The following is a 12807-nucleotide window of genomic DNA, read 5'->3' as shown; positions in this document are numbered from 1 at the left end:
AAAAACATTCGTTTGCTCCAAGACGGGGCCTCATCGACCATTCGCCACCGCCGGCTTGGCCAAGTGGCTTTGTTTTGGGCAGGCCCCATGAATAAATCTAGCCGGGGTGGAGCAAGGCTCACACGGCCTCGCAAACCGGCGCACACGACAACAGGAGAACAGCGATGACGTGGCAACAGGTCTACGATCCATTCGGCAACATGGTCATTTCAACCCTGCTCGGCGCCATCCCCGTGGTGGTGATGCTGGTGGGCTTGGGATTCCTCCACCTGAAGGCGCACATTGCAGCGGCGCTCGGTCTGATCGCGGCTCTGGCCATTGCGGTCTTCGCTTATGGCATGCCCGCCAGCATGGCCGGCAATGCCGCCTTCTACGGCGGCTTGACCGGTCTTCTGCCCATTGGCTGGATCGTTCTGAACATCATCTTTCTGCACCAGCTGACCGAGCAGAATGGCAGCTTCAAGGTGCTGCAGGATTCAATTGCCGGCATCACCCAGGACAGGCGCCTGCAACTGTTGCTGATCGCCTTTGCGTTTGGCGCCTTCTTTGAAGGAGCCGCCGGCTTTGGCACCCCGGTCGCTGTGACCGCGGCCATCCTGATCGGCCTGGGCTTTTCCCCATTGGCCGCCTCGGGCCTCAGCCTGATCGCCAACACCGCCCCGGTGGCTTACGGCGCGCTGGGCACGCCGGTCATCACCCTGGCCAAGGTGCACGGCTACGACCTGATGGAGGTCTCGGCCATGATTGGCCGCCAACTGCCTTTCTTCTCGCTGCTGGTCCCTTTCTGGCTGATCTGGGCCTTTGCCGGACGCAAGGCCATGTGGGAAGTCTGGCCGGCCATCCTGGTCACGGGCGCGAGCTTTGCCGTGTCCCAGTTCCTGGTGTCCAACTACATCGGCCCTGAACTGGTGGACGTCATTGCGGCTGTTGTGTCGATGGCCGCACTGGTCAGCTTCCTGAGGGTCTGGCAGCCCAAGACCATCTGGACCTCCGTCTCCCTGAAGGGGCACGAAAGTGCTGGCGGAGAGGCCAAGCCTTTGGAGGCGATCAAGCAGCACTCGCGGGCTGAAGTCATCCGTGCCTGGACGCCCTGGGCCATCCTGACGGTGTTCGTGTTCATCTGGGGCCTGCCGGAGGTCAAGAAGTATTTCAATGGCATCTTTGCCCCGGCATTTCCCATTGAAGGCCTGCACAACCTGATCGAGAAGATGCCTCCGGTGGTGCCCAAGCCCCACAAGGAAGCCGCGATCTATACCCTGAACCTGCTTTCGGCCACAGGCACCGGCATCCTGCTGTCAGCCATTGTTGGCGGTCTGGTGATGAAGTACAGCCCGGTGGCGCTGGTGCGCACCTTTTTCCGCACCATGTGGCTGGTTCGCTACTCGCTGCTGACCATCGTCCTGATGCTCGCCCTGGGTACGCTCACGCGCTACTCGGGCACGGACACCACGCTCGGTTTGGCTTTTGCCAATACGGGCTGGCTCTACCCCTTTTTCGGAACCCTGATGGGCTGGCTGGGTGTTGCGCTCACGGGTTCGGACACCGCTTCCAACGTCCTGTTCGGTGGCATGCAGAAGGTGGCGGCCGAGCAACTGGGTCTGAGCCCGAACCTGATGGGCGCGGCCAACAGCTCGGGGGGCGTCATGGGCAAGATGATCGATGCGCAATCCATCGTTGTGGCATCCACTGCCACGCGCTGGTTCAACCACGAAGGTGACATCCTGCGCTACGTGTTTTTCCACTCCATCGCGCTGGCCTGCCTGGTGGGTATCTTCGTGACGCTTCAGGCTTACGTCTGGCCGTTCACGCAGATGGTGATTCACTGAACATGGACGGCCGCTGCTCTGCCATGCTGAACACTTTCACTCAACGACAGGCTTCAGGCCAGAGAAGTCTTGAGCCAGTCGGTGAAGGCGGTCACTTCAGGACGCTGGGCGGTCTCGGCGTCCACCAGAGCATGGTAGGTGTGGGGCGACGGCACTGCCTGGTCGAACAGCGGCACCAGTTGTCCACGGGCGATGAAAGGCTCGGCGACCCGGGCCAGACACAGCGCGACGCCCAAGCCGCTGGCAGCAGCTTCGAGCAGGATACCCAGGTCGGTGAAAAGCGCGCCTCGGCCAGGTTCGGGCCCGTTCACCCCTACGGCCGACAGCCACAGTTGCCAGGGCAGCAAGGGCGAGCGCAGCAGATCGCCCGGTTGGAGGTCCGTGGGCTGGACGAGAGAACGTCGACTCAGGTACTCGGGACTGGCCAGGACTTGCAGGTGATCCGAGAACAGGGGGATCGAGGCGCGTTCATCAAAGTCTCCTTTGCCGAAGCGAATGTCCACATCATGCCGTCCGTGCTTGTCTTGCATGGGCGCAGCGACGTCGATCTGAATCTCGATATCTGGCCAGTCTTGGTAGAAGGCCGGCAAGCGGGGAATCAGCAGATGGCGTGCAAACGTGGGTGGCACTCCCACGCTCAAGCTCAAACTGGGCGCTTCCACCCGGGAGAGGTGAGCCAACCGGTCAAAGGCTTCACGTACACCCGCAAGGGTGCGCTGGCCGGCTGCCGTCAAGCGCACACCCGTGGGCGACCGCTCGAAAAGCTGCTCTCCCAACTGGGACTCGAGCAGTCGGATCCTGTGACTCACTGCGCTGGGCGTGATGCACAACTCGACGGCCGCCTGCGCGAAGCCCCCCAATCGGGCCGCGCTTTCAAAGGCAGCCAGGGCATGGATGGGGGGAAGTCGGTTCAGTCGGATCATTTCAGCGAACAGCGAAAGAAAGCTAATGAGTCAAATCGTAGAAGTTAAATTCCCTAGGGACGTGTATGTATTTTCCACGTGCGTGATCGATTTGATGGCGCCGGGCGCTGGCCTGGATGCCATCCGGCTGATGTCTGACGCCGGCATCGTGGTGCATTTCCCGGAGGCTCAAAGTTGCTGTGGCCAGCCGGCATACACCAGTGGTTTTAATGAGGAAGCCCGGCGTGTTGCTCGCGCCCAGCTTGATATCTTTCCGCAGCCCTGGCCCATCGTGGTGCCGTCAGGGTCCTGTGCGGGGATGCTGGTGCATCACTGGCCGCGCCTGTTCAAAGACGATCCTCGACGGCTGGCACAGGCCGAAGACGTTGCGGCTCGGGTGGTTGAGTGGACCCATTTCGCACGGGATGTACTCGGCTTGGCCTCCCACAATCCAGGCCACCAAGCGCCAAAGCTTCAGGTGGCGCTGCACACGTCCTGTTCGGCGCGCCGTGAGATGGGCTGCCACTTGTCCAGCGAAGCCCTGCTTCGCGGCCTGCCTGGAGTGGAAATGGTCCAGCAAGCCCGTGCCGCCGAATGTTGCGGCTTTGGGGGCACCTTTTCCGCACGCCATCCAGCCATTTCGGGTGCCATGGTCAACGACAAGCTCGACAGCATCCGAGACAGTGGAGCCCAGGTGCTGGTGAGCGGCGATTGCGGATGCCTGATGAATCTCCACCACGCTGCGGAGAAGCGCCGCGCAGCCGGCGAAGCGCTGCCTCGGGTGGTGCATCTGGCCAGCTTCATACGCGAGCGTTTGGGCGCTCCGGATGCGGCCCGGCAAGTGACCGATTGACTTGATCCCTTCGAGGCAACGATGCATCAGCACAATTCTGCCGTCCGTGACGCCATCCTGCGGAAGCTGCGCCGCGCGCAGCCCGCGCAGCCTTTGCCCCTGCCGGATCTACGGCCCTATCAAGCGGGACCTTGGGGGCAGGGTGTCGCTGAATCGGCCTCCGGACTGTCGTTGATGGACAGCTTTGAGCGAGCCGCCTCGGGATGGCGCGCACAAGTGCACCGCACCTCGACGCGCCAATGGGCCGAGACCCTCAGGAACGTGCTGCAGCGCCATCGCTGCCACCGCATAGCCATGGGCCCGGTCGTCTTCGGGCTGCCGGGCATGGATGACGCTTTGCGTGGGCGCCATGCCATCACACTCGAGCGTCCTGTCGATGAATGGCGCGGCCTGCTGTTTGACGAGGTGGACGCGAGCATCACCTTGGCCACCGCAGGCATTGCCGATACCGGCACCTTGGTGATTCTGCCTGGCCGGCATGAGCCGCGTGCACTTTCTCTGGTGCCGCCCATTCACATCGCCCTGCTCAGGGCGAGCACGCTTCATGCAAGCTTGGCCAAAGCCATACAAGCCCTGCGTCCTCAGGAGCAATTGCCGACCAATTTTCTGCTGGTGACCGGCCCCTCCAAGACTGCCGATATTCAACAGACGCTGGCCTACGGCGCACACGGTCCAAAGGATCTGGTGATCCTTTTGATCGATGACTTCACTCAACACTTTGCCGGATGATCATGAGCGCTCATCGCACCGCATCCTCGGGCAGCCCAGGTCAGGCGCCCCTGCATTTTGTCCATCCTCGTCAATTCAAGGCCAACACCCAGCAGGCGGTGGATGATCCACTGCTGCGAAAAAGCTTTCGCAGCGCCATGGACTTCCTTCAGAACAAGCGGTCCGGGCATTTCAGTGATCGGATCGAATTTGAAAAGCTGCGCCAGGTGGGGGAAGCCATTCGGCGCTACAGCCTGTCGCGTCTGCCCGACCTGCTGGAGCAGCTGGAGCACAAACTCACGGACCGCGGCGTGCAGGTGCACTGGGCCTCCAACGCCGAGGAGGCCAATGCATTGTTCCTGGCCATTGCTCGGCGACATGGCGCCACGAGCATGATCAAGGGGAAATCCATGGTGAGCGAGGAAATCGAACTCAACCATCGGATGGCCGAGCACGGCATCAACTGCCTGGAGTCGGACATGGGCGAGTACATCGTCCAGCTGGCGGGGGAGCGGCCGAGCCACATCATCATGCCGGCGATTCACAAGACCAAGCAGCAAATTGCCGAGCTATTCGCCGAGAAGATTCATCAGGCCCCCTACACGGAGGATGTTGACGAACTCATTGCCATTGGCCGCCGGGTACTCCGCCAGGAGTTTCGTGACGCCCGAATCGGTGTGTCGGGTGTGAACTTCATGGTGGCCGAAACGGGCACGCTGGTGCTGGTGGAAAACGAGGGGAACGGCCGCATGTGCACCACCTTGCCCGAGGTGCACATTGCCATCACTGGCATCGAAAAGGTGGTGGAGCGTTTCGAGCATGTGCTGCCCCTGTTCAGCCTGCTGACCCGCTCGGCCACCGGGCAGGCGGTGACCACCTACTTCAATGCGATCACCGGTCCGCGCCGGGAGGGCGAACTCGACGGGCCGCAGGAAATGCACCTCATCCTTTTGGATAACGGGCGCAGCCAGGCGTTTCAGGACGAGGATTTCCGCGCCACGCTGCAGTGCATTCGCTGCGGTGCCTGCATGAACCATTGCCCGGTTTATGCCCGCATCGGTGGCCTTGCTTATGGCACCACCTATCCCGGACCCATCGGCTCCATCATTTCCCCGCACCTCATGGGCTTGGAGGAAACCCAAGACCTACCCACTGCCAGCAGTTTGTGTGGGGCCTGCAGTGAGGTTTGCCCAGTCGGTATCCCAATCCCTGATCTGCTGATGCAGTTGCGCACGGCCGCCAAGCATCAGCCACAGCCGGGGAAAACCGAACTAGCGGGGCAAGGTCGGGCCCGAGATTGGAAGGAAGTGCTCGCTTGGCGAACTTGGGCATGGATAAACGAGCGCCCTGGCCTGTACCGCAACCTGATTCGATGGGGACGCTTCTTCAGGGGGTTCACGCCCAACTGGCAGGGAGGATGGACTCGGCACCGCACGCCGATGAAATTAGCCCCCTCTGGATTGCGTGATCGCCTCATGCCAGCCTCGAAGCGCTGAGTTGAAGACTCCGATTAGAAGAATGGAAGACGCAGATCAGTCGGCACGTGAGGCGGTAGACGACTGTCTGCAATGGGTCGGGAGCAGGCATCGGCCAAGGTGGCCGCGAGGGACCGCTCCCGCTGCGCTGTAGACGTTCGCGTGAATCGGCCACAGGTCGACGCGGCGTGACTTCCAGCTGCTCGAGTGCAGAAAACCGGCTGCCACTTCCCTTCGTTCGCCATCATGCGCAGCCGCGACCCGAGGGCGCCACATGGAGGCTGCCTGACTGACTTTCTTGCCAGGACCCGCTCCAGATACGCCTTAGAAAGTCACACCCCGGTATTGGGCCCTTCATCGGGGTGTGGCCCTGGGCGAGGAGGTCGCTGGCGGTGGGAGGGATGTCTTGGGGCCTCGAGGGGTTCGGTGGCCGCGTCGCGGCTTCAAACCTCAATGCTAGCGGGCCGGACAGGGCGGCTGCTGAGGCTGCATGGCCGGGCAGCCGGGGGCGCTTTCAGGCGGCTGCCTGGGCCTGGAGCACCCGGATCCGCAGCGCGATCTTCGCCTGCAAGGTCCGGTGGGCCAGGCGCAAGGCCGTATCGGCCGTGATGGGACGGTTGCCGTGGACCAGGTCGCCAATCCGGCAGGGGGAGACATCGATGTCGGCCGCGAGCTGGCGCGCCGTGAGGCCCATGGGCTTCATGAAGTCCTCCGGCAGGATCTCACCGGGGTGGATTTCGCCGAGCGGTACGGCCATGTTCAACTCCTCCACGATCTCGACATCGCGGGCCCCATTGCAATGCCAGGAAAGGCAGATCCGGCACGGGCCATCGATGCGGGCGTTGAAGCCAGGCACCGGCTCCTCCGGTTCCCGATCGCGATCCGGGCATCGTCTTCGAATCGGCGCTCGCCCGCCGCGAGCCGACTGCGGCTGTCGGTCAACCGCTGCCGTAACATCGGCCCGTCGTGATGCGCTCAGCACGAGCCGCTGACGGCGCACCGGCCCCCGCCCCATTGAGTTCACACCGAGGATCATGGACTTCGCCATCGTGCTCGCCATCGGCTTGTTCGCAGGGACCGTGGGCGGCATCGTCGGCACGGGCTCCTCGATGATCCTGATGCCGGCACTCGTCCTCGCCTGGGGACCTCTGGAGGCTGTTCCCGTGATGGCGATCGCCGCGATCCTGGGCAACCTCGGGCGTGTGATCGCATGGCGAGTCGAGGTCAACTGGCGCGCAGCCTGGATTTACTGCCTGGCCGCGATCCCCGGCGCTGCGCTGGGGGTACGGACGCTGCTCGCCGTGCCGGCCGGTGTCATCGAGTCGGCACTGGGCGTCTTCTTCCTGGGCATGGTGCCGATGCGTCGCTGGCTCGCGCACAGGCAGGTGCGTCTGTCGCTCGCTCAGCTCGCGCTGCTGTCCGGGCCGCTGGGATTCCTGACCGGCATCGTCGTGTCCACCGGGCCGCTGACGGTGCCGCTGTTCACCATGTACGGGCTGGGCAAGGGTAGCCTGCTCGGGACCGTGGCGCTCGCCTCGTTCGCGGTGTACCTCGCAAAGGTGACGACCTTCCGCGGTTTCGACGCTCTGCCTGCCACCGTGGCGATCAAGGGCCTGGTCGCCGGATCGGCGCTGATGGCGGGATCGTTCGCGGGACGGCGGGTCGTCCTGAGGCTGGCTCCGTCGACCTTCCACCTGATGATCGACGGCCTCATGGTGTTCTCGGACGGGACGCTGCTCTGGGCCGCCACCCGCTGAGCCTTCGGCGGCCTCGCCGCCGATTGCCTGCCGCCGCCGGCCACGAACCGACTGTCTTCGTCGGCTGGCAGTGGCCGATGACAGGCCTCCCTCGCGCCGATGGCTCTTGGCGTTGTGCCACTCACTGGCGCATGCTGAAGTTCAAGCCTCTCCCGGCTTCCAGTCAGGGCTGTAGCCGCCGAGTGTGGGGTGATACATCTCATCCCCATCGTGCTGCGTGAACTCCACGTTCAGGCGATCTTCCCTCAGGCCCAGGATCTCGATGCAATGGGCGCACAGCGCCTTGGCGACTTCCATGCGCAGGTCGGCAGGCCGTCCGCGGCGAATGTCGAGCATGAGCATCGCGACCTCGACGGGCTCCGCGCCGGCTTCAGGGATGCGCCAAAGGCCGCCCTCACCCAGTTCCCGAATCGCCACGCTGATTCGACGGATGTCGACCGACATGAGTCGGGCGTACGTGTCACACAGGGCCGCTGCCAATCGCTTCTTCTCCAGGACGGGGTAGTTGCGCGCGACGTCAAGCTGGAGGTACGGCATGGAGTTCTCCGGGTGTTTCAAAAACCGCTGATGGCTCAATGTATGGGAAAGCCGCCAAGGGTTCGGAATCCGGCATCGACACCGCGCGGTGCAATGCGATCCCGAGAGCGACGAGTCCGATGGCGCCCATGCAGGTCTTCCGGACACATTCAGACGCCGGTTGCGCATATCTCCAAAGGGAGGTAAGATAAAAGGGTTGCAGCAATTTTGCTTTCCCATGCTGCAAGCAGGTTCGATTCGGGCAGCGGTACCCCAAAACCGCACACCTCCACGGCGCTCCACTCCCCGGTGGCTCTCGTCGGTGGTCTGACTTCTCCCCAGGCAAGCTCCACTCAGGCGACCTTCACACGGTCGTCGTTGCCCATGCTCCGTCGCGATTCGCGATGGCATGAATCCGGGCTAAGTGCGCCCGAATATCAACCCTCTCAATGTCATCTGCTGATACCCATTCATTCGCCGCCGGCGACTTTCGAATCACACCACTGAGCCGTTCGCACGGCCCTGATCAACACACTGCGGTTCTGTCGATCCGCAGGGGCAGGGGAAGCCAGACACATGACCGTGTCTACGCCTTCAAGCCCGAGTTCGAAACGCAGGACAGCGCGCTGATGTATGCGCTTGCGCAGGGCCGCCACTGGCTGCTCAACCCCGCCTCACTGGCATAGCCCTCGGATTCAAGGGGCCCATGACCCAATGGCAGTTGCTCGCGATGCGAGGCAAGGTGGACGAAATGCTGCCTGCCTCCCGTTGCCGCGTGACGCTCGAAACCGCCAACCCCGTGCTGCGGCGCACCTGCGTTCAAACGCAAGCACTGATTTCATTCAATAACCGTTCTCAACCTGCACCCGATTTTCGGAGTGCACCTTTTCTGGAAGGCTCCAAAATGAGCAAAAAACTTTACGTCGGCAACCTCTCTTACTCGGTTCGCGACAACGATCTGCAGCAGCAGTTTTCTTCCTTTGGCCAGGTTCAATCTGCCAAGGTGATGATGGAGCGCGATACCGGGCGTTCCAAGGGCTTCGGCTTCGTCGAGATGTCCAGCAGCGAGGAGGCCGAGGCTGCCATCCGTGGCATGCATGGCCAGAACATGGGAGGCCGCGACCTGACCGTGAACATCGCGCGTCCGATGGAGGCGCGTCCTCCCCGCAGCGGCGGCCACGGCGGCGGCTATGGGGATTCGCGTCGCAGCTACTGATGCTTGACCGATGATCGAGAAGAGCCAGCGCAAGCTGGCTTTTTTTTTGAACCTTCAAGTGGCTCTGGACGCGACTCGGCAATGCCTCAGGTCCGCTCCATCCTCGACACCCGTCGTCGCTTCCCGCACTTCGAGACAGCGACGATGGACCGCAATGTCTCCTGGCTGCGGGTGCAGGCCTGCGGTCCGGCCGACTGCAATCGCTGCAAAGTGGGCATCAGTCATCCGCAATTACCTGTCCAGCGCACGACCGGCCGCCAGAGGCGGCATGTAAATTGAAAGAGCTACCGTGTTGCCCCCACGGACTGTGGGCCAAGCTGTGGATAGCCTGGCTGAAATCACGCGAGACCCGCATCCCTACTGGCTCGGAGCGCAGTGCTCAAAAAATGAGCAGCCCACGGTGACGGCATCACCCGGCCGCAGCCGGCCGCAGCCGGCCGGCTGGATGATTCCCGGCAACGAACGCTCCCGGTGCGATGGCGCACCGGCCCCTCACTAGAATCCCGAAGGAGCAAGCGCCGGGGAACTTGCATAGATCCAAAGTATTGGCCTTCGGTCCCGGCCGACTGTCGATTCCAAACCCCGAATTTCCGGGGGTATCCATGAACCTGCGATTCGTTGAAGCGTTCCACTGGGCGGTTGCACTCTCAAGCGTCACCCGCGCCGCCGAGAAGCTGCATATCACGCAGTCTGCCCTCTCGGCGCGCATCGCGGCCCTGGAGGATGAACTGGGGGTCGTGCTGCTGGATCGCCGCGAGCGCCAGTTCCGGCTCACCATTGCCGGCCAGCGATTCCACGCCTTGGCCAAGCCGCTGCTGGAGTTGCAACGCAAGCTGAAAGAGGAGATGGGCAGTGACGCCCAGCGCCCGGTAGCCCTGCGCATCGGAGCCATTGAATCGGTGGTCCACACCTGGCTGACGGGCTGGCTGCAGCAGATGCGCGAGTCGCACCCGGACTTCGCCCTCGAATTGACGGTGGAGACCTCGCCCGTGCTGGTCGACCAGGTGAACCGCGGCGTGCAGGACCTTGTCTTTTGCGCGCTGCCTGCCGTCGATGGCATGGTGCGTACGCGGGCATTGCCCTCGATGCCGATGGCCTTCATCGGCCATGCGCAGCAACACCGGCGCAGGCACTACACCCTGCAGGACCTCGCGCAGTTGGGCTTGATCACCTTCCAGCGTGGATCGCAGCCCCACCAGTCGCTGATGGAGCTGTTCCAACGCCAGGGCCTGCCGATGCCCCGTGTCCACGCCATTTCATCGATTTCGGCGATGGCACAGCTGGTGGAGGGTGGTTTTGGCGTGGCGACGCTCCCGGCATCGTCGGCGGCCCGCCTGGCGCAGCGCGCGCCGCTGCGCAGGCTCACGGTGGATGTCGAGCTCAATCCGCTGCCGCTGTATGCCAGCTACCGCGAGGACCCCAGCTCGGCCCTCACCGAGTCCGTGCTTGCGTCAGCGGTGGCCTACCTGGAATCCCTGCCCTCTGCGGCGTGATGTTCTTGTTCATCGATTTTTTCGATGAAGTCAGCGAGAAATTTTTCGTTGGATTTGCCCGGCGCCGTTTTTGACAATCGCAGAACCCAACGACAGCTGGCCTCGAGGGGAGGCCGGTAACCAGGAAACCGCCATGAAAACGCATTTCTTTCTTGCCGCTGCCCTGATGCTGGCCGGCATCACGTCCGCCTCCGCGACGGACTACCCAACCCGGCCGATCCGCATCGTCGTGCCTTACGCCGCGGGCGGCTCCACGGACGTGATCGCCCGCAGCCTGGGCGAGCGGCTCACGCAGCGTCTGGGCCAGCCCGCGATCGTCGAGAACAAGCCGGGCGCCAGCGAACAGATCGCCACGACCACGGTGACCAAGGCCGCCCCCGACGGCTACACCATCTTGCTGTCCACGCTCACGGGCCTGGCGGTCAACCCCGGCCTCTATGGCCCCAGGCTCCAGTACGACGCGCAAAAGGAATTGACCCCGGTGCTGCTGGTGGGCAGCGTGCCCAGCGTCGTCGTCGTCAACCCGGCGGTGCCGGCCAAGTCGATGGCTGAGCTGGCCAGCTACCTCAAGGCCAACCCGGGCAAGCTCAATTACGGTTCGGCCGGCAACGGCACCCCCAGCCACCTGGCCATGGAGTACTACAAGCGCCAGAACGGCGTGGATCCCGTCCACGTGGCCTACAAGGGCGGCGCTCCGGCCCTGCAGGAGCTGATGGCGGGCCAGGTGCAGATGATGATCGCGCTCGTCCCGGAAGCCATGCCCATGGTCAAGGGTGGGAAGCTGCGCGCCCTGGCCGTGACCTCCGCGCGGCGCCTGCCCGGCCAGGCGGATATTCCCACCGTGGTGGAATCCGGCGGCAAGCCGCTGGACGCTTCCTTCTGGTACGCGTTCATGGCGCCGGTCGGCACGCCCCCCGCCGTCATCGAAAAACTCAACCAGGCCCTCAATGCCATCTTGCAGGAGCCCGGGGTGCGGGCCCGGTTCGCCGACCTGAGCGTCGAGATCGCGGGCGGCACGCCGGCCAAGGTGAGCGAGTTGATCCGCTCGGATTCGGCCCGCTGGAAGAAAGTCATCGACGACGCCGGCATCAAAGTCGACTGACACCCCGATCCCGATACCGCGCCGGTACCGCTTTGCCCGAACACGAATTCCAAGCCATTTCGGCCACCACTGACCCACAGGAGCCCTCCGTGCAGACCGTTTCGCAGTTGTCGAGCGCCTCGACCGGGCTGGAGGTCCGCCTGGCCGCGCGCCAGGGCCGGCTGGCAGGGCACACCAGCGGCCTGGCCGCCGACTATGTGCAGGGCAACCTGGTGATCCTCCCGGCCGACCTGGCGTCCGACTTCCAGCGCTATTGCGAGCGCAACCCGAAGCCCTGCCCGGTGCTGGCCGTCTCGAAGCCGGGCGATCCGGCCTTGCCCCAGCTGGCGGCCGACCTGGATATCCGCAGCGACGTGCCTGCGTACCGGGTCTGGCACCATGGGGCGCTGGTGGACGAAGTCTCCAGCCTGCAGGCCCTGTGGCGCGACGACTTGGTGAGCTTCGTGCTGGGATGCTCCTTCTCGTTCGAGCATGCCCTGCTGGCCCAGGGCATTGCGCTGCGCCATGTGGCCCAGGGGCGCAACGTCGCGATGTACCGCACCGATATCCCCACGCAGCCGGCCGGCCCGTTCCAGGGCCCGATGGTGGTGTCGATGCGGCCGCTCAAGGCCGCCGATGCGGTCCGCGCCATCGAGATCACCTCGCGCATGCCGGCGGTGCACGGCGCCCCGGTCCACCTGGGCGATCCCGGCCTCATCGGGATCCAGGACCTGGATCGGCCCGACTTCGGTGACGCGGTCGAAGTACGTGACGACGAGTTGCCCGTGTTCTGGGCCTGCGGCGTCACGCCCCAGGTCGCCCTGGCCGCCGCCCTGCCGGCGCTGTGCATCACCCACGTCCCCGGCTGCATGCTGGTGACCGACCGCCTCAATCGCGACTTGGTCGCAACCTGAGCAACGAGCCTGCCTCACCTTGGCGGCCCCCACCCGGGCCGCCTGCCTCACCCAACACCCCGATCA

Annotated in this window: 12 protein-coding genes; 9 read left to right on the top strand and 3 right to left on the bottom strand. The window is 63.9% G+C overall.

What is annotated here, in order from left to right; all coding sequences use genetic code 11:
* The first annotated feature begins 164 nt into the window (after nt 1-164).
* Complete coding sequence (locus ACFQZY_RS02775) at nt 165-1826, top strand: L-lactate permease (protein WP_377412296.1); 1662 nt, start codon at nt 165-167, stop codon at nt 1824-1826.
* 53 nt (nt 1827-1879) lie between these two features.
* On the opposite strand, the gene ACFQZY_RS02770 is transcribed toward ACFQZY_RS02775, so the two are convergent.
* On the bottom strand, nt 1880-2749 hold the full coding sequence (locus ACFQZY_RS02770; RefSeq protein ID WP_377412294.1) for a LysR substrate-binding domain-containing protein: 870 nt from the start codon (nt 2747-2749) through the stop codon (nt 1880-1882).
* Nucleotides 2750-2774: 25 nt separating this feature from the next.
* On the opposite strand from ACFQZY_RS02770, the gene ACFQZY_RS02765 reads away from it, so the two are divergent.
* From ACFQZY_RS02765 to ACFQZY_RS02755, 3 genes are read left to right on the top strand one after another with little or no spacing between them, the layout of a single operon-like run.
* Nucleotides 2775-3581 (top strand): (Fe-S)-binding protein, encoded by an 807-nt coding sequence (locus tag ACFQZY_RS02765; RefSeq protein ID WP_377412292.1) that lies wholly within the window; start codon nt 2775-2777, stop codon nt 3579-3581.
* A 21-nt stretch (nt 3582-3602) separates the two neighbouring features.
* On the top strand, nt 3603-4310 hold the full coding sequence (locus tag ACFQZY_RS02760; RefSeq protein WP_377412289.1) for a lactate utilization protein C: 708 nt from the start codon (nt 3603-3605) through the stop codon (nt 4308-4310).
* Nucleotides 4311-4312: 2 nt separating this feature from the next.
* Complete coding sequence (locus ACFQZY_RS02755; protein ID WP_377412287.1) at nt 4313-5785, top strand: LutB/LldF family L-lactate oxidation iron-sulfur protein; 1473 nt, start codon at nt 4313-4315, stop codon at nt 5783-5785.
* Nucleotides 5786-6278: 493 nt separating this feature from the next.
* On the opposite strand, the gene ACFQZY_RS02750 is transcribed toward ACFQZY_RS02755, so the two are convergent.
* Complete coding sequence (locus ACFQZY_RS02750; protein ID WP_377412285.1) at nt 6279-6620, bottom strand: HigA family addiction module antitoxin; 342 nt, start codon at nt 6618-6620, stop codon at nt 6279-6281.
* Nucleotides 6621-6798: 178 nt separating this feature from the next.
* Between ACFQZY_RS02750 and ACFQZY_RS02745 the strand changes: the two genes are divergently transcribed.
* Nucleotides 6799-7521, top strand: coding sequence for a TSUP family transporter (locus ACFQZY_RS02745; protein ID WP_377412283.1), 723 nt, complete (start codon nt 6799-6801; stop codon nt 7519-7521).
* Nucleotides 7522-7662: 141 nt separating this feature from the next.
* Here ACFQZY_RS02745 and ACFQZY_RS02740 read toward each other — a convergent pair whose 3' ends face one another.
* The gene (locus ACFQZY_RS02740) at nt 7663-8058 is read right to left on the bottom strand and encodes a 4-oxalocrotonate tautomerase family protein (RefSeq protein WP_377412281.1); all 396 of its coding nucleotides are present in this window, start codon (nt 8056-8058) and stop codon (nt 7663-7665) included.
* Between the two features lie 883 nt (nt 8059-8941).
* Between ACFQZY_RS02740 and ACFQZY_RS02735 the strand changes: the two genes are divergently transcribed.
* From ACFQZY_RS02735 to ACFQZY_RS02720, 4 genes are all read left to right on the top strand, one after another.
* On the top strand, nt 8942-9253 hold the full coding sequence (locus ACFQZY_RS02735) for an RNA recognition motif domain-containing protein (protein ID WP_377412632.1): 312 nt from the start codon (nt 8942-8944) through the stop codon (nt 9251-9253).
* A 602-nt stretch (nt 9254-9855) separates the two neighbouring features.
* Nucleotides 9856-10746 carry a LysR family transcriptional regulator gene (locus ACFQZY_RS02730; protein WP_377412278.1) on the top strand — a complete coding sequence of 297 codons (891 nt, stop codon included), beginning with the start codon at nt 9856-9858 and terminating at the stop codon, nt 10744-10746.
* Between the two features lie 133 nt (nt 10747-10879).
* Nucleotides 10880-11848 carry a Bug family tripartite tricarboxylate transporter substrate binding protein gene (locus ACFQZY_RS02725; protein ID WP_377412276.1) on the top strand — a complete coding sequence of 323 codons (969 nt, stop codon included), beginning with the start codon at nt 10880-10882 and terminating at the stop codon, nt 11846-11848.
* A gap of 89 nt (nt 11849-11937) precedes the next feature.
* A complete protein-coding gene (locus tag ACFQZY_RS02720) occupies nt 11938-12741 on the top strand; it encodes a putative hydro-lyase (protein ID WP_377412274.1) in 804 nt (267 codons plus the stop codon).
* Nucleotides 12742-12807 lie beyond the last annotated feature (66 nt).

Origin of the sequence: Ramlibacter sp. GCM10027632 (assembly GCF_042675325.1) — a bacterium.
Lineage (GTDB): Bacteria > Pseudomonadota > Gammaproteobacteria > Burkholderiales > Burkholderiaceae_C > Ramlibacter.
The sequence above is the reverse complement of the archived record's forward strand: the minus strand, read 5'-3'. Positions and strand labels throughout refer to the sequence as shown.

Excerpts from the sequence above, each read along its gene's own strand:
- ACFQZY_RS02775 (WP_377412296.1), top strand. The coding sequence starts at position 165 with ATGACGTGGCAACAGGTCTACGATCCATTCGGCAACATGGTCATTTCA.
- ACFQZY_RS02770 (WP_377412294.1), bottom strand. The coding sequence starts at position 2,749 with ATGATCCGACTGAACCGACTTCCCCCCATCCATGCCCTGGCTGCCTTT.
- ACFQZY_RS02765 (WP_377412292.1), top strand. The coding sequence starts at position 2,775 with ATGAGTCAAATCGTAGAAGTTAAATTCCCTAGGGACGTGTATGTATTT.
- ACFQZY_RS02760 (WP_377412289.1), top strand. The coding sequence starts at position 3,603 with ATGCATCAGCACAATTCTGCCGTCCGTGACGCCATCCTGCGGAAGCTG.
- ACFQZY_RS02755 (WP_377412287.1), top strand. The coding sequence starts at position 4,313 with ATGAGCGCTCATCGCACCGCATCCTCGGGCAGCCCAGGTCAGGCGCCC.
- ACFQZY_RS02745 (WP_377412283.1), top strand. The coding sequence starts at position 6,799 with ATGGACTTCGCCATCGTGCTCGCCATCGGCTTGTTCGCAGGGACCGTG.
- ACFQZY_RS02740 (WP_377412281.1), bottom strand. The coding sequence starts at position 8,058 with ATGCCGTACCTCCAGCTTGACGTCGCGCGCAACTACCCCGTCCTGGAG.
- ACFQZY_RS02735 (WP_377412632.1), top strand. The coding sequence starts at position 8,942 with ATGAGCAAAAAACTTTACGTCGGCAACCTCTCTTACTCGGTTCGCGAC.
- ACFQZY_RS02730 (WP_377412278.1), top strand. The coding sequence starts at position 9,856 with ATGAACCTGCGATTCGTTGAAGCGTTCCACTGGGCGGTTGCACTCTCA.
- ACFQZY_RS02725 (WP_377412276.1), top strand. The coding sequence starts at position 10,880 with ATGAAAACGCATTTCTTTCTTGCCGCTGCCCTGATGCTGGCCGGCATC.